The following is a 20,321-nucleotide window of genomic DNA, read 5'->3' as shown; positions in this document are numbered from 1 at the left end:
GTAATCCACCAGACCAGGCACATCGAACACTCTCCCAGCTCATGGTGGATTACGCCCTTCGGCCTAATCTACCCCCTACGCTCAGTCTCACGCTCGGCAGCTACCTTCATCAAAAGCGATAGCCATTATTGCCGGTTGGCGCAGGAGGCAACGGCAACGGGGCCAAGCCCTCCATGCCGTCCTTACGGGCCGGCGGCGTTGGCGCCGCTGCGGCGCAACCATTGTGCTGCAGGAAATCCACTATGCGCTGCTGCACCGACGGATCCCGGGTGCTTTCGATATGTCCGCCGCGCAAGCGCTGGAACGTTTTCGGCTCGCCGGCAGCGGCAAACAAGCGCTTGCCGTGGTCATAGGGGATAATCGGGTCGTCTTCACTGTGCATCACCAGCAAGGGCGTCGGTGCCACCCCGGCAATACGGGATTCCGGGTCCAGGTCCGGGCCGGGCATGCCCGGTACCACCAGCCAGCGCAGCGGCCACAACAACCAACTCCCTTGCATCACATCACTGGTGATACCTCGATAGCTGGCAAAGGCCGCCTCCAGCACCACGCAGTCCGCCGCGCCCTGATTCTCGGTATCGCCCAGCACCGTGGTTGCCATGGCGCCACCCAGACTCTGACCAAACACCGTCAGCGGGCCCTCAGCACCCTTGGCATTGCGCAACCAGTCCAGCCCCAGATGCACATCGTCGAATACCGCCGGCAGTTTTGGCTTGCCCTCTGACAGGCCATAACCCCGGTAATCAAGCAGAAAAACGTTATAGCCCCGCGCTGGCAGCCACTGCACGCTGGCCAGGTGGGTGCTGATGTTCTGGGCATTGCCGTGGAGAAAATACACGGTGCCACGCACATGACCCTCACCGGCGGCCGGCAGCCACCAGCCATGCAGGCGCAGCCCGCGCGGATGGATCAGCACCACATCCTCGTAGTTGAGCCCCTGGTTTTCCGGGTTTTGCACCCAGGGCTCCATGGGATAGAAGAACAGTTTGCTGCAGCCGGTCAGCGCCATGGCCAGCCCGGTCAGCAGGATCAGTCGAAGTACCATCGCCATTGCAGTTTGAACTCGTTATCGCCATCCCCGCGCCAGCCTTCCCGGCTCAGCGATGCCCGCAGCCCGTGCTGTCGGGCAAAGGCCCAGTGCACGGCAAGCTCGGAGGTATGTCGATAGGTATCGTTGGTGAAGTAATGTCCCACACTGCCCACTTGCCATTGCCAGCGCCCGCGCTGGTAGAGCAGACCGGCATCCAGCCCGGCCCCGGGGGTGAGGAAGGTATCGAAGTCGCTATTATTTTCCATTCGCAGGCTGGTTAACAGGTAAGGCTGCCAGTTGCCCATGGCCCAGCTGCCACCCGCACCGCCCTGGACATAACGCACCAGCCGGCGCCGGCCTGCCCAGGCCCTCTCCAGGCCACCCTCCACATACCAGCTCAGCGGTTTGCTGAAACGGTTGCGGGGTGCCAGCGAGCGAATGCTCACCACATCCAGTTCTTCCAGTCGTGGATCACCGGATTCCGTGCTGCGCAACGTCAGCCCAAGTCCCTGTATCTGTGCGCCACGCAAAAACCCGTAATTATTATCCAGCAAGTCATGGTAGGTAAGCCGGTAACTCAGCTCGCCAAAATCCTGGTTCCCTTCGCGTTGGCCTCCCGCCAGTGCCAGCATCTGGGTGCCGTGGCCGGATTCCGGCGGCTCGGGATCCACGGTTTCCGGCACATCCACCTTCGGCAGCCGGTTCATCTCGGTCAGTAAGGTAAAGGAATCCTTGGCGGCTTCCGGGTCCCTGGCCCCTTTTCGATTGACCAGCCGCAGATAGCGGTAGGCGGTGGTCACCATCAGCGCCTGCTGCTGCGCCCCGGCCTGCTGAAACTCTTTCGATTCCAGCAGGCCGGGATCATCCGCCAGACGACGGGCCAGCTGCTGCTGATGAGGCGCCATCTGGCGACGCAGATTATCCAGCTCAACCGCCTTGGAGGGGCGGTAATGACGCTCACTGATCAGGCCGCGATCGTCCAGGGCACGGACCGTATTCACCGGCACTTCGGCAAACCGCAGTTCCGTGAGAAGCTGCGAATCCGGGCGGGCCACCTCCACCAGCTCCAGCAGACGGAAGGAGCAATTTTCGTCAAAAAAGTAGTAATCGAAATTGATGTCTTTCAGTTCCCAGAGATGCTCGATCAGCCAATCAATTTCCTGCTGATCCAGATCCAGGGTGTACTCCCACATGTCGCGATTTTCCATGTGGGAATATTCCTGAATTTTTTGCACATAGGGTACCAGGGCAAAGCGACCGGGGTAGCCGCCGGCCAGCCCACGATAGATATAGAAAAAGGAATTATCGGCCTCACTGGACACCGCCCCGAAATTCACCGCCCAGGACAACCACACCGCACTGTCTTCCCCCTGATCCAGGCGCAACAGGGTATGGCCGAACATGGACGACGGGCTGTTCAGATACGCGGCCGGAAAAACCAGTACGGCCCGACTGGCCTGCACCGCAGCACGCCATTCGGAATAGTCCTCGCAATGGGCAAACGGAGTCTCATCCTGCCAGCTTAAATGCCCGGCCAGAAAGCGATAGCGGGCGGGAAAACGACAACGTTCAGGCGCTTTCTCCGGCTCAAGCGCCGTCACCGTTGCTCGCAATTCGGCAAGCACATCATCCTTGCCGTTATCCGCCAGGAAATAATTATCGTCGTCGATATAACTGCGGCCCCGATCACGCAGGGTAGCACCAGGATTCACATGCATGAGCGCCTGCCATCGTGACGAAGCGGCAAGGTCGACCAGAGAGGGAGGGAGGTTCGCGGCCAACGCCGGGGCAATCCAGCACAGCAGCACACAAAGCAGTCCAGTGCGCATCCGGTATTATCCGTGATTCGAGCGGGAAGAATTCAGGCCTGGATCTGCAATGGCAGATCAGACAAACAAAGCCCCGCCGTTGGGCGGGGCTTGTTAGTAAACGTGGTTAACCGTTTACGCCAGGTACTTGGACAGGTTCTCGTCCTGCTTCATTACCTCGGTGATGCTGGCCATGACTTCCTCGGCGGTTACATCCTGGTGCGGAAAGATAACAGCAAAGTTTTCATGCATGGCGGCATTGAAACGGGCACGATCACCAGCTTCGACACCCATGGATACAGACAGTGCGGTCAGGGCTTCGCCTTCACCGGTAGCCATATCCTGAGCCACTTCTTCCATCACACCGGTCATGCCCAGCAGGCTCTGGCCGCTGTAGGTCAGGGAACCATTGGTATCGCAACCGTTGGTGCCGGTAGTCATACCAAAGGTGGCGTTGCCGGAGGTGCCGTTCACAATGGTCGCCAGCAGGTGCATGGGCAGACCGGAGTTGCCTTCGAACAACAAGTTGCCCCAACCACAGCCCGGACCACCCGGTGCTACGGCCATGGCAGAAGTAGAAGCGCCAAGCAGAGTGGCAGCGATAAGCGTCTTTTTCATTCTGAGATACCTCCAAGTTTTTATAGGTCGTCCCTGGGGATACTTCACAGCACCAGGCTGTATTTCGCAACCCTGTTGCAGCGATGCTGCTCCGTGCTCTCCCCGTCACCCGTAATCAGGTAACAAACTTCATCATAAACAAGGCGAGAGCCTTTGCAATACAATTGCAAAGCCGCTGTCACGAGCTCAAAAGAAATGTGACGGGCCCATCATTGACGAGCTGAACCTGCATGTCGGCACCAAATACACCACTGCCCACTGGAATATTCTGCTTCTCCAGTTCCCGCAGATAGCAGTCGTACAGTTTTTTCCCCTGCTCCGGCGGGGCAGCCTTGCTGAAGCTGGGCCGACGCCCTTTGCGGGTATCCGCCGCCAGAGTAAACTGGGATATGGCAAGAATTGCCCCATGGATATCCCGCACATCCAGGTTCATCTTTTCATCGCTATCGGCAAACACCCGGTAACCCACCGTTCTTTCTGCCATCCGCGCGACCGTAGCCTCATCGTCACCGACCTCAATACCAACCAGCAACAGCAGACCTTTACCGATACGCCCTACACAATCGCCGGATACCGTTACCGATGCTTCGCTGACACGCTGCAACAACACCTTCAATCGTCAATCCTCTTTTCCAGTCGCTTCACTGCCGCCACCAGCGCATTGGCAATCGCCGGGTCAGAAGACGAATGACTGCCCCCCTCCACCCAGTGGAGGCGGCTGCCCGGCAAGACCTGATGCAGCGCAAGGGCCTGATCTGCCGGGCAGACGAAATCCCGGCTGCCGTGAACAATTTCCACCGGCAGGGTCATGCCGGCACAAGCCGCCAGCAATGGCGTGGCCAGAAAACCGTCGTTGAGAAAATAATGGGTTTCCTGCATGGCCATGCATAACTCATCATCGCTGGCGTCACCGGGCGGCAACACTGACGTTAACGCCAGAGTAGACTCCCAGTTACACCAGCTGCGGGCATGATAGCGGGCTCGATCTCCCTGTAGCCCCTGATGATAGCGCTGCAGCAGGTTCCCCTCGCCAGGCGGCGCTTGTTGCTGCAATACCTGCCACGCCTCAGGAAACAGCCTCGCCGCACCCCCTGACGTATAAAGCCAGTCACGGTCTTGCTGCCGGCAAAGAAAAACGCCCCGCAACACCATACCGGCGACTCGCTGCGGATGCGCCGCCAGATAGGCTAACGCCAGAGTGACACCCCAGGAGCCACCGAACACTCGCCATTGCTGCACACCCAGGGCTTCGCGAAGAGACTCAAGATCAGCAATCAGATGCGCGGTGGTATTGTCACGGATCGACGCCAAGGGACGACTTTGACCGCTACCTCGTTGATCGAAGAGAATAATGCGGAACCGTCGGGGATCGAAAAACCGGCGCATAAACGGCGAACAACCGCCACCGGGCCCGCCGTGCAGCACCACCACGGGCACACCGTCCGGGTTGCCGCTTTCTTCCACGTAAAGCTGGTGCCCCTGGCCTACCGACACCAGAGACTGCCGATAACTGTCCGGCAAGGGGAATAACGCCATGAGAGCTGCACTTGTCTGCAGAAAGACCTCAGCATACCTGCTGCTGTTTACCCTGCAACTGTTGGTCGCCGGCTGCAGCAAGACACCCCCCGAGCAGGCGATTCTGGACGCGCTGCAAAATCTCGAAACAGCAATAGAAGCCGGTGATACCGGCGCTGTGATGGACACGCTCACCGACCCGGCAGAGATTCAGCGGGGCAGCCACTCCCTGCAACGGGACGAGGTGCGGCGTCTACTGATGGGAACCTTCCTGCGCTACCCGAAGCGCCAGCTGGCCATCACCCAGGTCAACATCGAGCTGGATCCGGTCACCCAGCGCCACGCCCGCGTCACCTTCACCGCCTTCGCCTGGGGAGGCCAAAGTGTTATGCCCGACAATGCCGATAGCTACCGGGTGGTGAGTGACTGGCGCGAAGACGGGGAGTGGAAGATTGAGGGACTGACAGCGAACGGGCTTAGAGAGTGAACAGTAAACAGTAAACAGTAAACAGTAAACAGTAAACAGTTCGCGATTTTGCGCTCGTTATTCCCCAACGCAAGAGGCCGCGCCCAGAGTATGGACGCGGCCTCTTGCGTTGCAGAACCTGAAATCCAGTCCCGCGAACTGTTAACTATTCACTATTAACTGTTAACTGCTTTATCAATCCTCCTCCCCGCCACTCAACTGCCCCTCCATATCCAGCTCCTTGATCTTGCGGGTGAGGGTGTTGCGACCCCAGCCGAGCAAAGCGGCGGCATCTCGCTTACGGCCGCCGGTGTGCTGCAAGGCTACTTCGATCATGGTGCGCTCAAAGCCGGGAACCGCCTGCTCAAGAATGCTTCGCTCACCCTGAGACAGAGCCCGATCGGCCCAGTTGCGCAGAGACTTGAGCCAGTCGCCGGACACATCAGCCCCCTTGGCCGCACCCGCTTCTTTCAACTCCGGGGGCAAATCATCCACCAGGACTTCGCGGCCAGACGCCATTACGGTCAGCCAGCGACAGGTATTTTCCAGCTGCCGCACATTGCCTGGCCACGCCTGAGCAGACAGATATTTCTCGGTATCCTTGTGCAGAATTTTCGGCTCCACACCCAATTCATGGCCTGCACGCTGGAGAAAATAATTTGCCAGCCGGGGAATATCTTCGCGGCGCTCGGCCATACGCGGAATATGGATGCGAATCACGTTTAACCGGTGGAACAAATCTTCCCGGAAGTCCCCTTCCTTCACCAGTTTTTCCAAATCCTGGTGGGTGGCAGCAATAATCCGCACGTCCACATGGATTGGTGTTGTACCACCGACCCGGTAAAACTCACTTTCCTGCAATACCCGCAACAGACGGGTCTGCGCTTCCAGCGGCATATCACCGATTTCATCGAGAAACAGGGTGCCGCCATTGGCCTGCTCGAAACGGCCAACGCGCTGGTTGTTGGCACCCGTAAACGCCCCTTTTTCATGGCCAAACAGTTCGGACTCGATCAGATCCTTGGGAATGGCTGCCATGTTAAGGGCCACGAAATTCTTTTCCCGACGCATGGAATGGCTGTGCAGGGCCCGTGCCACCAGCTCCTTACCGGTACCGGACTGGCCATTGATCAATACGGTGACGTTGGAATGGCTGAGCCGGCCAATGGCGCGAAACACCTCCTGCATGGCCGGTGCTTCACCGATAATTTCGGTGGATTCTTCCTCCACCGCTGCGGGCTGTTCACCGCGGGATTCTTCCCGGTGCTTGATGGCGCGGCGCACCAGCGCTACCGCCTCATCCACATCAAAAGGCTTGGGCAGGTATTCAAAGGCCCCGCCCTGATAGGAGGCCACCGCCGAATCCAGATCGGAATGGGCGGTCATGATAATCACCGGCAGGTCCGGATTCTTGCGCTGCAGGATCTTGAGCATGCGCAGACCATCGGTGCCCGGCATACGCACATCGCTGATCAGCACCTCCGGCTCCTGACCACCCGCTTCCAGGGTATTCAGGGCCTCATCACCATCCTCGAAACAGGTTACCGCGTAACCCTCCTGGCTCAGTGCCTTTTCCAGCACCCAGCGAATGGAACGGTCATCGTCGACTACCCATACGGTTACGCTCATGACCGGCCTCTCCCTGGGGTTTCACTGTTGTCGTTGCTCACGGCTACATAGGCGCTCATGACTGTTCGCTCTCCGTTACTTCCGGCTGCTCCATTGGCAGCAAAATACTGAATACGGTATTGCCCGGTACGCTTTCGCACTCGATCAGCCCCTGATGCTGGCTGATGATGGACTGGGCAATGGACAATCCCAGCCCGGTACCACTGGCCCGGCCACTGACCATGGGATAGAACAGGGTCTCCTGCACATCCGGGGCAATGCCCGGGCCGTTGTCGACAATATCCACCCGCAGCACCAGACGGTGACGCAGGGAGCCGATGGTGAACTGCCGCAACACCCGGGTGCGCATGATGATGCGGGCATCCTCGGTGTGCGACTCCAGCAAGGCCTGGGTGGCGTTGCGGATAATATTGAGCAGCACCTGGATCATCTGATCCCGATCGGCGATCACATCCGGCAAACTGATATCGTAATCCCGCCAGATGGACACACCCTTGGGATGTTCCGCCAGCAACAACTGGCGTACATGCTCCAGGCACTCATGGATGTTCACCGCCTTGAATTCCGGCGGTTTACGCGGGCCCAGCATACGATCCGCCACCGTGCGCAACCGGTCCGCTTCATCAATGATGACCTTGGTGTACTCGGTCAGATCCGGGGTCGGCAGGGCTCGCTCCAGCAACTGTGCAGCACCGCGGATGCCGCCCAGTGGATTCTTGATCTCGTGCGCCACACCGCGCACCAGCGCCCGGGTGGCCTGATGGGCATGAATCAGCGCCTCCTCCCGGGTAATGCGCAATAGCCGATCCAGCGGCTGCATTTCCATCAACAGGCATAGCGTCTGGCCCGGCTCATTGATCGGGCTGACCGAGTAATCCACCGTTATTTCATAGCCGGGAGACACCGCCAGGCGGGCCTCTCGACGGGTAAAGGGGTGCTCATCCCGAATGCACTGGCGCAGGGCAGCACGGGCCTCCTCGTCATCAAAGAAATAGTCCGGTAACGGCTGCCCCATGGCACGACTGACACTGGTCGCCAGCAGCATTTCCGCCGCCGGATTCAGGTAGCGGACCTGCAGATTGTCATCAAGCATGATCACTGCGGTGCGCAGGTGATCGAGTAAACGTTTGTGCAAGGTGACACCACCCATCAACTGTTGGCCCATAACAGGGCATAAGCAATTATCAGGCCATCTCTGCCAACGCCGCAGATGCACGGCTTCAGGTCGTCACAGCAGAAAACGCAGCCCCATGATGATGAGTGTAGCGGGATTCAGGGAAGGGGCGCACAGATATGGTGCATTATCGAGGAGTCAGAACGGGGCGCTGCTGGGCCGGGCGGGCGGGCTTTCCCGGGCCCGCCGCCTCCCCCGCCCCCGCAGGCCTGCCGGATGATGCCGTTTCACCCGCCTTTGCCGGGCTGCCGCGACTGGCAGGATCGCCTATGGCGTTGGGATCTCTATTGTTTCCATTTCCCGGCCCGTTCTGGAAATTCTGCACCGTGCTGCGATGAACGTAGACCCGCACAGGCTCAGAGCTGATCAAGACTTCACCATCCGGGTTGATCACTTTTACCACCAGGGAGTGCGTGCCCCGGATGATGGTATTCAACTCCATCCCCGGCTGCTCTTCCCCATTATCAAACAGGACAAGACGATCCTCCCCCTGAAGGGATGGCTGCAGATCGACAACTATCGGCACTGGCTCCCGCGGATTACGGATCGTGCTTTCCGGCTCAGGGCTGGTGATTACAAGAGTGCGGTACTCCTCAGCCTGCTCTTCTTCAGCGGCCTGAGAGTCAACCTGAGGAAGCTTTACCTGCTTCATGGGTACCGTATTGGGCGTGCGCAAGTGCACCTCCTCTGAGGCCCCCTTATCCTCAGCCGGCTGGTCACTGAAGATCACATTTCCATGCTTATCCACAGACCGATATATTTTAGCCGGCGCCTTGGCCTCTTCGCCCTCTCCCTCCACCTTTGTCTCAGCATGGAGTCCGCCGAAGCAAAGAAGCAGCCCGGCCATCAGCATTCCTGTTTTCTTCATTATCGCCTCCCATGAACCTACCCTTGATTCTCACTCGCTCATAAAGCACGGGAAAGGGCCAAATGCACAAATTGGCGCTTCAAGCAGAATAACACAGACAAAAAAAGCCCCCGACAAGCGGGGGCCCTCTTTCTGCAATGTTTCCCGAAGGAAATTAGCAGGAGTAGTACATATCGAACTCGACCGGGTGCGGGGTCATGTTCAGACGCTCGATCTCACCACGCTTCAGGGAGATGTAGCCTTCGATCATGTCCTTGGTGAACACGTCACCTTCGGTCAGGAAGTCCATGTCGGCTTCCAGACAATCCAGGGCCATGGTCAGGGTGTGCGCCACGGTCGGGATGTCTTTCGCTTCTTCAGCCGGCAGATCGTACAGATCCTTGTCCATGGCGTCGCCAGGGTGCAGCTTGTTCTTGATACCGTCCAGGCCAGCCATCAGCAGTGCCGCGAAGCACAGGTAGGGGTTGGCAGACGGATCAGGGAAGCGTGCTTCGATACGACGGGCCTTGGCACTGCTCACGAACGGAATACGGATGGAAGCAGAACGGTTACGGGCAGAGTAAGCCAGCATTACCGGGGCTTCGAAACCGGGCACCAGACGCTTGTAGGAGTTGGTGGAACCGTTGGTGAAGGCGTTCAGGGCACGGGCGTGCTTGATGATGCCGCCAATGAAGTACAGCGCTTCGTCGGACAGGCCAGCGTAGCCGTCACCGGCGAACAGGTTCTTGCCGTCTTTGGCCAGGGACACGTGAACGTGCATACCGGAGCCGTTATCGCCGATCAGCGGCTTGGGCATGAAGGTAGCTGTCTTGCCGTAGGCGTGGGCCACGTTATGTGTGCAGTACTTGAGGATCTGCACTTCGTCAGCCTTGGCGGTCAGGGTGTTGGCGCCAACACCGATCTCACACTGGCCAGCAGTGCCCACTTCGTGGTGGTGAACTTCGATCTTCAGCCCCATGGACTCCATGGCAGAACACATGGCGCCACGCAGGTCGTGCAGGCTATCTACCGGCGGAACCGGGAAGTAGCCGCCTTTCACGCCCGGACGGTGACCAATGTTGCCACCTTCGAAGTCTTCGTGGGAAACCCACGCGGCTTCTTCGGAGTGAATGTTGTACATGGAACCCTGCATGTCGGATTTCCACTGCACGGAATCGAATACGAAGAATTCCGGCTCCGGACCGAACAGCGCGGAATCCGCGATGCCGGTAGCCTTCAGGTACTCTTCAGCACGCTTGGCAACAGAACGCGGGTCACGCTCGTAACCGGTCATGGTGTTCGGCTCGAGAATGTCACAACGCAGGTTAACGGTGGCCACGTCAGTGAACGGGTCCAGCACGGCAGTAGAGTCGTCAGGCATCATCACCATGTCGGACTCGTTGATGCCTTTCCAGCCAGCAATGGAAGAGCCATCGAACATTTTGCCATCCTGGAAGAAATCTTCGTCGATTTCGCCCACGGGGAGGGTTACGTGCTGCTCCTTACCACGGCTATCGGTGAAGCGCAGGTCCACCCATTTCACATCATTATCTTTAATCAGCTTGAGGGTCTTTTCAGACATTGTCGTGCGTCCTCCTAAGGAACAGCGGGTTTGTCTCTGGCTCATCGCCCCGCCCCGCATCAGGGCAGAACAGAGAGCCGGTATTCTCGGCCACCAGGCCTGCTTTGCCAATAGGGAGGCAAGTTCCATGCCAGCCCTTTTTTAGCGCATTTGACGCCAAAATACAGAATCAAGGGAAAAATAGCACCTTACGGTGCGTTACTGTGGTGCACTGCACCATTTTGTTGCACTAAAATAGTGCACCGCTGTCCTCGCCTACCCGCAGGACCACAAACACCTCATTGCCCGCCTCGCCGGTTTCCACCACCTCGTGCCCGTTGATCCGGCACCAGGCAGGGATATCGCTCAGCGCGCCGGGGTCCGTGCATACCACTCGCAGGCAATCACCGGAGGCCAGGGTGCGCACCTTGTTCTGCGTCTTGATCACCGGCATGGGACACAGCATGCGGCGCACATCCAGTTCGTGAAAAGCTTCGGTCATCAGGAATCCTTGGCTTCTAGCTTCTAGCTTCTAGCTTCTAGCTTCTAGCTTCTAGCTTCTAGCTTCTAGCTTCTAAAGATGGTGCCGCGCTCCAAACGAAGCACAACCCCAGCAACATTGTTTGTTTTCCTCGCAGCTAACAGCTCATCGCTGCTTTACCCTACATTCCAGGCCAACGGCACCGCATCCGGGTGAAACGGCTCAACAGTCACCTGGCGCGCCACACCATCCGGGCTGCGCACTTCCAGGGTAACCTCATCCGACGAACGCCCCTTGGAATAACGGGCCACAATCGCCGCCGCCTGCTGCATTTCCTCATCATTCTGGAAATTGCCATCCACCAGGGCCAAAGGCCCCGGGCAGCTCACCGTAGTGATGCTGGTAAACTGGTAGCGATATCCCTCCAGGAAACGGTTCTCACCTTCCTCCCGGCTGATGATCAGCTTTAAGTGGGGCTGCGGACGGATATGACGCCCCACCTTTAACAGCATGATGTCATCCAGTTCGTAGCGACGCTCGTTGCGGGCCTTCCACAGATCCGCCAGCTTGTTGGAATAGGATTCGTCGGTAAGGAAGCAGCAACCGCCGGCGGGCTGGGCAAAGTCATCCAGCCCGAACTTCTTGGCCAGGGCCATTTGCGGTTTGCGGCTGCGGCCGGAAAAATCGTGCAGGGACTCCCGGTCTACCCAGCCTTCACGTTCTGGCAGGGTAGCCGGCAAGTTCTTCGCGCATAGCGGTCGCAGCAGACGCTCGTCGGCGCCGGATTCCGCGCTGATAATCGGCATGGTGGCCTTGCGCTGGCTTTTCGGGCGCTGGCCGATCACCTCGCCCGTGACGATAAAATCAAACCCCCGATCTCCGGCAAACTCCCGGGCCTTGTTGATCATCAGGGTGGCCTGGTTGACCATGAAAATCTTGCAGTCCAGGCAGGGATTCAGGTTGGCCCCGTAGCCATGCCTGGGGTTGAGCACCACATCCTTGTACTCCTCGGAGATATCAATGATGTGCATCTTGATGCCAAGCTGCTCGGCCACCCACAGGGCGTTGTTGCGCTTTTCCTTATCCTTGTCTTTCTTGCGGATGGCATGGGTATGGCCTTCCACACAGAAACCGGTAAAGAAATTCACGCCTTCCACCTCTATCCCCTGCTCCTGCATCACCTTGACGGCCAGCATGGAGTCCAGTCCGCCGGACACCAGTGCGATAGCGCGGCGCTTAATCGGTTGGATTGACTCAGTTACAGAAGACGTCATGTGAAAAAACCTGCTGCCTTGATCGGCGCTCAAAAAATGGGCGGCGAAGTATAGCAATCACGCCCTCCTGACGCACCCTTCACCCAGGCCCGGCTGTCACCTGAGGGTCATATCGCTGGTCCAGACTCGACATTCCTGGCCACCCCACGGGGCTCCATGCAATTTCGCCTACTGCTACAACTGCTGACCCTGCTCATCGCCGCCGCCAGTCTGGGCTGGTGGTGGCACACTCCTCATGGCCCGTGGCTGCTACACAAGGAGCCCCTGGCCGGGCAGCGTCTGTGCGTAATCGGTGATGGCGGCTGGGGTAACGCCCCCTCTATGGCGGTGGGCCGGGCACTGGTGCTGCTGGACTGCGATCAGGTGCGCTACCTGGGTGACCTGGTCTACCCGGACGGCATCACCAGCCCGGAGGATCCGCTGCTGGAAAGTCGTTTCTTTGCCCCGCTTGGCCCGGCTCTGGATGCCGGTATTCCGGTTTATCTGGTGCTGGGCAACCACGACTGGAAGCAGAATGCCGACGCCTGGCTGGAGGTGGCGCGGCGCCACCCGCTGATCCACTTCCCCCACTACTACTATTTCGAGCAGTGGCCGGACGCCTGCGCATTCAGCCTCGAGACCACCTGGTTCGAGAAATGGTATTACCTGCGCCGCCAGGGAGCCTGGTTGTCGCAGGCCATGGAAACGGCTCAACGCCACCAATGCGGCTTCAGTCTGGCCTTTTCACACCACCCCATGGTCAGCTCCGGCTCCCACGGCAACGCCGGGGAAATGATAGCGCTGCATCTTCGCGACAAGCTGATCGGCAGATTGGATCTGCTGGTGGGCGGCCACGACCACATTTTATCCGACGAGGGGCAATACCAGGGCACCCGGCAACTGATCTCGGGCTCCGCCAGCATCAACAATGACCTGGGCCAGCCCAGCGGCAACCAGCACTTCACCCGCGCCACCCATGGTCTTGTAACGCTGGATATGCGCGACGACGGCAACAGCCTGCGCGCCAACTACCGCTTCTACAGTGTGCTGGGAAATCCCGACGACCCGCTGATCTCGCTGCTATGGGAGGGGGATCAACGCGGTCAGGGAATCAGGGAGTAACGGCGGGATCAGGTTCGCTAACCGGCACCGGCCCGGCCACGGCGAAATGCTTTTTGGAAAAAGCGATACGTTCCGCCACCGGGCGACGGGTATTGCCCAGGCTGTCCAGGTGATCCTCGATAATACTGCAGCGACGCAGCAGACCATCATCCATGGCAATCTGGATGTTAAGCCCTGGTCGGGCATTCAGCTCCAGCATCATCGGCCCGAATTCACGGTCCATCACCAGGTCCACCCCCAGATAACCCAGGCCGGTCAGGTCATAACAACGGGCGGCAAGCTCCAGACAATCTTCCCAGTCCGGCACGGTCAGGCCCGCCACTGCATTGGCGGTGTCCGGATGGCGCTCGATTCTCTGGTTGTGCCAGGTACCGCCCAGGGTCACACCGCTGGACAGATCCAGCCCCACGCCAATGGCCCCCTGGTGCAGGTTGGCCTTGCCCTGGGACTGGCGGGTAGGCAGGCGCAGCATGGCCGCCACCGGGTACCCCTGCAGCACGATGATGCGGATATCCGGCACCCCCTCGAAACTGATGCGATTGAACAGCTCTGTGGAGCGCACCCGGTATTCGATCAGGGCCTGATCGCGGTGGCCGCCCAGAGAATAAATACCGGAGATGATTCCGGAGATATGATGCTCCAGCTCTTCGGTGGTAACGATGCGCCCGGAGGCAGAGCGGAAATAATCCTCGAAGCGGTCGGCAATCACCATGATGCCGTCACCGCCCGCACCCTGAGCCGGCTTGATGACGAAATCCCGATGGGTTTCCACCACCCGGTGCAAGGTGCTGATGCCCTGTTCGGTGGCAATGGCACCGTACAGCTCCGGCACCCGAATGCCCGCATCCAGCGCCATCTGCTTGGTCTGCAACTTGTCGTCCACCAGCGGATAGAGACTGCGTTTGTTATAACGGAGAATGTAATCACCGTTGCGCTGGTTGATACCCATTACGCCACGGGCACGCAGGGCCTTGCGGGTCTTTGACCAGAACATGTCAGCGCTCCACCATGGCCCGGAAACGCAACAGCTCAGTGAGACGGTAGCCACGATAATGCCCCATCAACACCATCACTGCAGACATGCACAACAGCACACCCGGGAAGGTAAAGACGAAATAGACCAGCGGCGGCCATACCATTAGCAAATGACACAACACCGCCGCCACCAGGGTACCCAGAGCCACTTTCAGGGACTGGGTTCCACCCCGCTCTTCCCAGACAATGGAAACCCGCTCGATCACCATGGTCAGAATCACCATGGGGAACAGTGCCACCGACAGCCCCGACGACACCCCCAGCTTATAGCCCAGCAGGCTGATGACCGCCATCAGGATCACCACGAAAGTGAGCACAATGGAGAGCCGCGCCAGCAACTGCAGTTTCAAATGCTCAAGATAGGAGCGCACCGACAGACCGATGGCGGTGATGAAGGTAAACAGCAGCACCCCCCAGATCACCTGAGTTTCCCGGAAAGCCAGAGCAATCAGCACAGGCGTAAACGTGCCCAGGGTTTCCATGCCCACCAGGGAGCGGATCAGCAGCACCAGCAGTACGCCCACCGGAATCATCATCAGGATACGGAATAGCTGCTGAGAGGGCAGCGGCAACTCGTACAGGGAGAAATCGATAAAGCTGCTGGCATCCTGCAGCCGCAGGGAACGCGCCAGTTGCAGGGCACTCATTTCATTGCGGTGCACGCTCAGCGTCATATTCGCCGAGCGTCCGCCTTCGATATTCAGCAACGACTCGCTGCCGCTCCACCACACCAAGCGGTCATCCGGCAAACCCTGCTGACCATCCAGCGGATTGAAGTACAGCCAGCGCTTGCCGTTATAGGTCCGCAACCACAACTCAGGCTGCTGCTCCTGGCTTTCCACCAATCGCAAGGTATGTACCGGTTGAGCAGGAATGTGAGACATGGCAAGCAGCAGATCCACCACCTGGGCCCGGTTTTCCGGGCTCACATCACCACCGAGTAACAGCTGGACGTTGTCGTTTTCCAGCTCATTTACCCGCTTGATGGTCTCGCCGATAAAGGTTTCCACATCAGCGGAATGCTGACGGATCGGCTGCAACAGCGCCTCGGCAGCCAGTTTTTCCGCGCCGTCCAGCACCGGTGCTGGACGGAATTGAGGGCCTGGCTCATTCTCCCGGGTTTCCGCAAAACGGGGAGTGAGCATCAGCCGGTAGTAAAGATATTGATTGCCTTCGGCACGACGGGCAGACCAGGTAACCTGCCGATTGCCTTTCTCCACATTGACGTTCACGCCATAGTTATTGGAGATAAAGCTTTCGTTGAGGGTGGTATAGCCTGCTCCCTGGGGCGGCACGAACATGCGCACCTTGATCGGCTTGTTGGCCCGGGCAGTGAAACTGACCTGGGCGTCCACCACCCACACCGGGTCCTTCTCGTCCTGAGTCAGCGGCACCTTCTGTACCAGCAACTGGTAAGCGATACTGCCGCCGCCCAGCAGCAAGAGAAACACGGCCAAAATCCGTGCCTGTAGTTTGACAGACCCCATGTTAATGCGCCCCGGCAGCCTCCATCGTCAGTGTATCCTCTTGCTCTTCCTGGCAGCGCGGCGTCCCGACAGAATGGGACAGCGACGGATCCACCAGGGCTCCCAGGCCCTTCAGGGCCTCTGCCCCGATCAACAGCGGATAGCGAAACTCGCTGCGATCGGTCAGGTTGACATCAATTTGTTGCCGCCGATTGCCCATGCAGACCGTCAGCGTCACCATTGGCCGGCGGCTGAAATCCCGCTCGCCGTCCTGAACACTCTCTGCCCGGCGTTTTATCCGCACATGCCCGGCCAGCGGCAATTCCACGTCATCCCACTGATTCTGCTGGATGCCCCATTCCTCACGGTCATCCCGGTCGATGGCTATATCAAACTCAACCATTTTCACCCCGTCACGCTCAAAGGTCTTTATGTAACGGGCGCTCAGTGAGGCAGAGTCCGCCCCGGTGTCCAGCTTGGCCGGCACAGTAATACCCAGTTCACCGATATGCACACTCTCGTGCAGACCATAGATTCTCTTGTTGACTGGTGGCACCTCGGACAGGGCCACAGCAGGCACCAGCGCCCCTATCAGCACCAAGGGGATTCGCATCATAACAACCTGATTATAAAAGCGTTATTGCCGGATTATCGGCACCGACAACGGAGAAAGACGGTTGGTCTGACCCTTCTCCGGGAAAATGGTTGCGCCATTCTAGGCGATCCGCAGCCGACTCGCAGGAACAACCGTGAATTTTTGAATCTTTTCACATTCGTAAATGTTATGCGAAAGCCTGACCGACGGGCTATCACCTGCGCTCAGCGCTGGTATAATGCGCGCCCCCGCGGGATGCCAGACCCTTTTCAACGCCCACTACGTGGCTGCGTACAGGTCGAGATCAGGCACGAGCGTCATCCCGCCCATTTCTTAACGGAGCTACATCTGTGATTGAACGTCTGCGCAATATCGCCATCATCGCCCACGTTGACCACGGCAAGACCACCCTGGTGGACAAGCTGTTGCAACAGTCCGGCACCCTGGGAGATCGCGCTGGCGATATTGAGCGGGTAATGGACTCTAACGACCTGGAGAAGGAACGGGGCATCACCATCCTCTCCAAGAACACCGCCATCCAGTGGAATGAATACCGCATCAACATCGTCGACACCCCTGGCCACGCCGACTTCGGTGGCGAGGTGGAGCGGGTTATGTCCATGGTGGATTGCGTACTGCTGCTGGTGGACGCTGTCGACGGCCCCATGCCGCAAACCCGTTTCGTCACCCAGAAAGCCTTTGCCGCCGGCCTCAAGCCGATCGTGGTGATCAACAAGATCGACCGCCCGGGCGCGCGCCCTGACTGGGTCATGGATCAGGTATTCGACCTGTTCGACAATCTGGGTGCCACCGACGAGCAGCTGGATTTCCCGGTAATCTACGCCTCCGCCCTGAACGGCATTGCCGGCCTGGAAGCGGACAACATGGCCGACGACATGACCCCGCTGCTACAGACCATCGTCGACAAGGTGGACTACCCGAACGTGGACGCCGCTGGCCCCTTCCAGATGCAGATTTCGTCCCTGGACTACAACAGCTACCTGGGCATCGTCGGCATCGGCCGGGTCAAGCGCGGCAACATCAAGGCCAACAGCCCAGTGAAAGTGATCGGCGCCGACGGCAAGGTACGCAATGGCAAGATCCTCACCATCATGGGCTATCACGGTCTGGAGCGTGTTGACGCCCCCACCGCCTCCGCCGGCGAAATCGTCTGCATCACCGGCCTGGACCCACTGAACATTTCCGACACCCTGTGTGATCCGGCCAGCGTGGAAGCCTTGCCACCGCTGAGCGTGGACGAGCCCACCGTGAGCATGTTCTTCCACGTGAACACCTCGCCGTTCGCCGGCCAGGACGGCAAATTCGTTACCAGCCGCCAGATCCGCGAGCGCCTGGAAGCGGAGCTCAAGCACAACGTGGCCCTGCGCGTGGAAGAAACCGGCAGCGCCGACCAGTTCCGCGTCTCCGGCCGTGGCGAACTGCACTTGTCTGTGCTGATCGAGAACATGCGCCGCGAAGGCTTCGAGCTGGCCGTGGGTCGCCCGCAGGTGATCATCCGTGAAGAGGATGGCGTCAAGCAGGAGCCCTACGAAACCGTGATCGCCGATGTGGAAGAGCAACACCAGGGTTCCATCATGGAGCATCTGGGTCTGCGTCGTGCGGAAATGACCAACATGGAGCCGGACGGCAAGGGCCGGGTACGCCTGGAATTCCTGGTACCCAGCCGTGGCCTGATCGGCTTCCGCAGCCAGTTCCTGACCCTCACCTCCGGTACCGGCATCCTTAACAGCACATTCAGCCACTACGGCGAATACAAGGCCGGCGACATGGCCAAGCGCATCAACGGTGTGCTGGTGTCCATGGTGAAAGGCAAGGTGCTGGGCTTCGCCCTGTTCAACCTGCAGGAGCGTGGCCGCATGCTGATCGACCCGAACGTGGATGTGTACGAAGGCCAGATCATCGGCATCCACAGCCGCGGCAACGACCTGGTGGTCAACCCCACCAAAGGCAAGCAGCTCACCAACATGCGCGCCTCCGGCACCGATGAAAACATCGTCCTGACTCCGCCGATCCGTTTCAGCCTGGAGCAGGCACAGGACTTCATCGAAGATGACGAGCTGGTGGAAGTGACCCCGAACTGTCTGCGTATCCGCAAGAAGCTGCTTACCGAAACCGAGCGCAAGCGCGCCGGACGGTAACCGCAACAATGGTCGCGGGGTGGAATGCGCAAAGCGAATTCCACCCTCTACGCCAACGTTGGACACAAAAAAACCGGGCATCGCCCGGTTTTTTTTGTGTCCAACCTTTTTCAACGCAGCAGCATCAACATCACCACCGCGCCAATCACCATTCCCAGCAACAAACCCTGGGAGAAAGAGCGCTGCGCGTCCGGGCTAGCCGCTTGCACCGTGTCTGCCGGCTGACTGGTCTCAAACTCGGCGATCACCTCACGAGCTCGCGACTCATCGCTTTCCGCCACCCACACTGACGCCAGGCCCGCCGCAGGCAGTTCTCCTACGGCCCCCTGCAGCATGTCACCCTGAACCTGCGCCATGATACCCACCTGCTCCAGCAGGTCCGCCAGCATATGCGCCTCAATACCGTCGCGGGCACGGAAAACACATTTCACAGCAGCGCCCTCTCATTCATCAGGGGTTGACCGCTTCCTTGCTCACCACCTCAAGCAGGGTGTAACGCAAGCTGCTGCCATCCGCTGGCGGTGATGCCACTTCTTCTATTTTCACCCGCAACGTGTAACGGTGACCTGGCTCGAAATCGAAACCGTCAATGTGATTATAGAAAAGCTGGAAGTTGGCCTCGTCATCACTGCGCACCCGCAGACAATCCATAGGCCCCGCACCGATGCAGGCAGAGGTGTAGGGAGCAACATGCAGAATATCGCCGGGCTTGTCTTCTTTTTCACCACAAGCAACCAGTAAAAACAGCGCCGCAAACAGCGTGTGTTTCAGTATCATGGTACCAGCCTTGTTATTTTTCCCTCACAGGTGACAAGCAGTACCATGCGCGGCCCACCAAGGCAAAACATAAGAGCAGTGCTTCGCCGCAACACGAACGGGCGATTACCCTTGTTAAGGTAGAATGACTACACTGCGCAGTCGCAATAAGAGCCCGGCGACAGAATTCGCTGCGCCCAGACTTGAAACAGGTTCCCATGCTCCATATCGCACTGTTCGAACCAGAAATCCCGCCCAATACCGGCAATATCATTCGCCTGGCCGCCAACACCGGAGCTCACCTGCACCTGATCGAGCCGTTGGGCTTTTCCCTGGAAGAAAAGAAACTGCGCCGGGCCGGACTGGACTACAACGAACTGGCCCACCTCACCGTGCATGCGGATTTTTCTGCATTCCTTGAAGCGATGGCGGGCCGGCGCCTGTTTGCCCTGACCACCCGGGCCAGCCAGCCACACAGTGATGCGGTTTTCGCGGACGAGGATGTGTTGCTATTCGGCCCGGAAACCCGCGGCCTGCCCACCGACATTCTCGACAGCCTGCCACCCACACAAAAACTGCGCCTGCCCATGGTGGCGAACAGCCGCAGCCTTAATCTTGCCAATGCAGTGTCGGTGACGCTGTATGAGGCATGGCGACAGCTGGACTACATAGGGGCAGGTAACAGTGAATAGTTAACAGTGAACAGCGTCGCGATACGGTTTTATCTGTTCCTGAACGCAAGAGGCCGCGCCCAAAGGTTGGACGCGGCCTCTTGCGTTAAAGACCGGCAACAGTGCCAGTCCGCG

The 20,321-nt window shown here is 58.9% G+C and carries 20 protein-coding genes; 4 read left to right on the top strand and 16 right to left on the bottom strand.

Annotation, left to right across the window (positions count from 1 at the left end):
• Nucleotides 1-109 precede the first annotated feature (109 nt).
• The 5 genes from ACMG4N_RS05190 to pip form a co-directional block, all read right to left on the bottom strand.
• Nucleotides 110-1,051 (bottom strand): alpha/beta hydrolase, encoded by a 942-nt coding sequence (locus ACMG4N_RS05190; protein ID WP_414433038.1) that lies wholly within the window; start codon nt 1,049-1,051, stop codon nt 110-112.
• The gene (locus tag ACMG4N_RS05185) at nt 1,030-2,859 is read right to left on the bottom strand and encodes a DUF4105 domain-containing protein (protein ID WP_414433037.1); all 1,830 of its coding nucleotides are present in this window, start codon (nt 2,857-2,859) and stop codon (nt 1,030-1,032) included. Before ACMG4N_RS05185 ends, ACMG4N_RS05190 begins: the two co-directional genes overlap by 22 nt.
• A 114-nt stretch (nt 2,860-2,973) precedes the next feature.
• Nucleotides 2,974-3,456: a DUF3015 domain-containing protein gene (locus ACMG4N_RS05180; protein WP_414433036.1), complete on the bottom strand. Its 483-nt coding sequence runs from the start codon at nt 3,454-3,456 to the stop codon at nt 2,974-2,976.
• 178 nt (nt 3,457-3,634) lie between these two features.
• Nucleotides 3,635-4,072 (bottom strand): D-aminoacyl-tRNA deacylase, encoded by a 438-nt coding sequence (gene dtd, locus ACMG4N_RS05175; protein WP_297769623.1) that lies wholly within the window; start codon nt 4,070-4,072, stop codon nt 3,635-3,637.
• The gene (gene pip / locus ACMG4N_RS05170) at nt 4,069-4,992 is read right to left on the bottom strand and encodes a prolyl aminopeptidase (RefSeq protein WP_297769620.1); all 924 of its coding nucleotides are present in this window, start codon (nt 4,990-4,992) and stop codon (nt 4,069-4,071) included. The genes dtd and pip overlap by 4 nt, the downstream gene beginning before the upstream one ends.
• Between pip and ACMG4N_RS05165 the strand changes: the two genes are divergently transcribed.
• Nucleotides 4,991-5,458 (top strand): nuclear transport factor 2 family protein, encoded by a 468-nt coding sequence (locus tag ACMG4N_RS05165; RefSeq protein ID WP_414433035.1) that lies wholly within the window; start codon nt 4,991-4,993, stop codon nt 5,456-5,458. The two genes, pip and ACMG4N_RS05165, sit on opposite strands and share 2 nt — an antisense overlap.
• A gap of 174 nt (nt 5,459-5,632) precedes the next feature.
• Here the strand turns inward: ACMG4N_RS05165 and glnG are convergent, their stop codons facing one another.
• The 6 genes from glnG to ACMG4N_RS05135 form a co-directional block, all read right to left on the bottom strand.
• Complete coding sequence (glnG, locus tag ACMG4N_RS05160; protein WP_297769614.1) at nt 5,633-7,066, bottom strand: nitrogen regulation protein NR(I); 1,434 nt, start codon at nt 7,064-7,066, stop codon at nt 5,633-5,635.
• A gap of 55 nt (nt 7,067-7,121) precedes the next feature.
• Entirely contained in the window at nt 7,122-8,231 is a 1,110-nt protein-coding gene (glnL, locus tag ACMG4N_RS05155) for a nitrogen regulation protein NR(II) (protein WP_297769611.1), read from the bottom strand.
• A gap of 136 nt (nt 8,232-8,367) precedes the next feature.
• Nucleotides 8,368-9,108 carry a DUF4124 domain-containing protein gene (locus tag ACMG4N_RS05150; protein ID WP_297769608.1) on the bottom strand — a complete coding sequence of 247 codons (741 nt, stop codon included), beginning with the start codon at nt 9,106-9,108 and terminating at the stop codon, nt 8,368-8,370.
• Nucleotides 9,109-9,262: 154 nt separating this feature from the next.
• Entirely contained in the window at nt 9,263-10,669 is a 1,407-nt protein-coding gene (gene glnA, locus ACMG4N_RS05145; RefSeq protein WP_297769605.1) for a glutamate--ammonia ligase, read from the bottom strand.
• Nucleotides 10,670-10,898: 229 nt separating this feature from the next.
• A complete protein-coding gene (locus ACMG4N_RS05140; protein WP_414433034.1) occupies nt 10,899-11,150 on the bottom strand; it encodes a sulfurtransferase TusA family protein in 252 nt (83 codons plus the stop codon).
• A 155-nt stretch (nt 11,151-11,305) separates the two neighbouring features.
• Nucleotides 11,306-12,403 carry a tRNA (5-methylaminomethyl-2-thiouridylate)-methyltransferase gene (locus ACMG4N_RS05135; protein WP_297769598.1) on the bottom strand — a complete coding sequence of 366 codons (1,098 nt, stop codon included), beginning with the start codon at nt 12,401-12,403 and terminating at the stop codon, nt 11,306-11,308.
• 156 nt (nt 12,404-12,559) lie between these two features.
• Between ACMG4N_RS05135 and ACMG4N_RS05130 the strand changes: the two genes are divergently transcribed.
• Nucleotides 12,560-13,504 (top strand): metallophosphoesterase, encoded by a 945-nt coding sequence (locus tag ACMG4N_RS05130; protein WP_414433033.1) that lies wholly within the window; start codon nt 12,560-12,562, stop codon nt 13,502-13,504.
• Here the strand turns inward: ACMG4N_RS05130 and ACMG4N_RS05125 are convergent.
• Genes ACMG4N_RS05125 through ACMG4N_RS05115 form a run of 3 tightly spaced genes read right to left on the bottom strand, consistent with a single transcriptional unit; the run spans nt 13,494 to nt 16,621 of the window.
• Nucleotides 13,494-14,498, bottom strand: a complete 1,005-nt coding sequence (locus ACMG4N_RS05125; RefSeq protein WP_414433032.1) for an alpha-L-glutamate ligase-like protein — start codon at nt 14,496-14,498, stop codon at nt 13,494-13,496. The genes ACMG4N_RS05130 and ACMG4N_RS05125 overlap by 11 nt on opposite strands.
• Nucleotide 14,499: 1 nt before the next feature.
• Entirely contained in the window at nt 14,500-16,026 is a 1,527-nt protein-coding gene (locus tag ACMG4N_RS05120; RefSeq protein WP_297769589.1) for an inactive transglutaminase family protein, read from the bottom strand.
• Nucleotide 16,027: 1 nt separating this feature from the next.
• Nucleotides 16,028-16,621: an ATP-dependent zinc protease gene (locus ACMG4N_RS05115; protein ID WP_297769586.1), complete on the bottom strand. Its 594-nt coding sequence runs from the start codon at nt 16,619-16,621 to the stop codon at nt 16,028-16,030.
• Between the two features lie 329 nt (nt 16,622-16,950).
• Between ACMG4N_RS05115 and typA the strand changes: the two genes are divergently transcribed.
• The gene (gene typA / locus ACMG4N_RS05110) at nt 16,951-18,759 is read left to right on the top strand and encodes a translational GTPase TypA (protein ID WP_414433031.1); all 1,809 of its coding nucleotides are present in this window, start codon (nt 16,951-16,953) and stop codon (nt 18,757-18,759) included.
• A gap of 110 nt (nt 18,760-18,869) precedes the next feature.
• Here the strand turns inward: typA and ACMG4N_RS05105 are convergent, their stop codons facing one another.
• Nucleotides 18,870-19,190, bottom strand: coding sequence for a DUF2007 domain-containing protein (locus ACMG4N_RS05105; RefSeq protein WP_297769581.1), 321 nt, complete (start codon nt 19,188-19,190; stop codon nt 18,870-18,872).
• A gap of 19 nt (nt 19,191-19,209) precedes the next feature.
• Nucleotides 19,210-19,536 carry a DUF4377 domain-containing protein gene (locus tag ACMG4N_RS05100; RefSeq protein ID WP_297769578.1) on the bottom strand — a complete coding sequence of 109 codons (327 nt, stop codon included), beginning with the start codon at nt 19,534-19,536 and terminating at the stop codon, nt 19,210-19,212.
• A gap of 197 nt (nt 19,537-19,733) precedes the next feature.
• On the opposite strand from ACMG4N_RS05100, the gene trmL reads away from it, so the two are divergent.
• Nucleotides 19,734-20,207: a tRNA (uridine(34)/cytosine(34)/5-carboxymethylaminomethyluridine(34)-2'-O)-methyltransferase TrmL gene (trmL, locus tag ACMG4N_RS05095; protein ID WP_414433030.1), complete on the top strand. Its 474-nt coding sequence runs from the start codon at nt 19,734-19,736 to the stop codon at nt 20,205-20,207.
• Nucleotides 20,208-20,321: the final 114 nt, after the last annotated feature.

Origin of the sequence: Alcanivorax sp. IL2 (assembly GCF_047495475.1) — a bacterium.
Lineage (GTDB): Bacteria > Pseudomonadota > Gammaproteobacteria > Pseudomonadales > Alcanivoracaceae > Alcanivorax.
The sequence above is the reverse complement of the archived record's forward strand: the minus strand, read 5'-3'. Positions and strand labels throughout refer to the sequence as shown.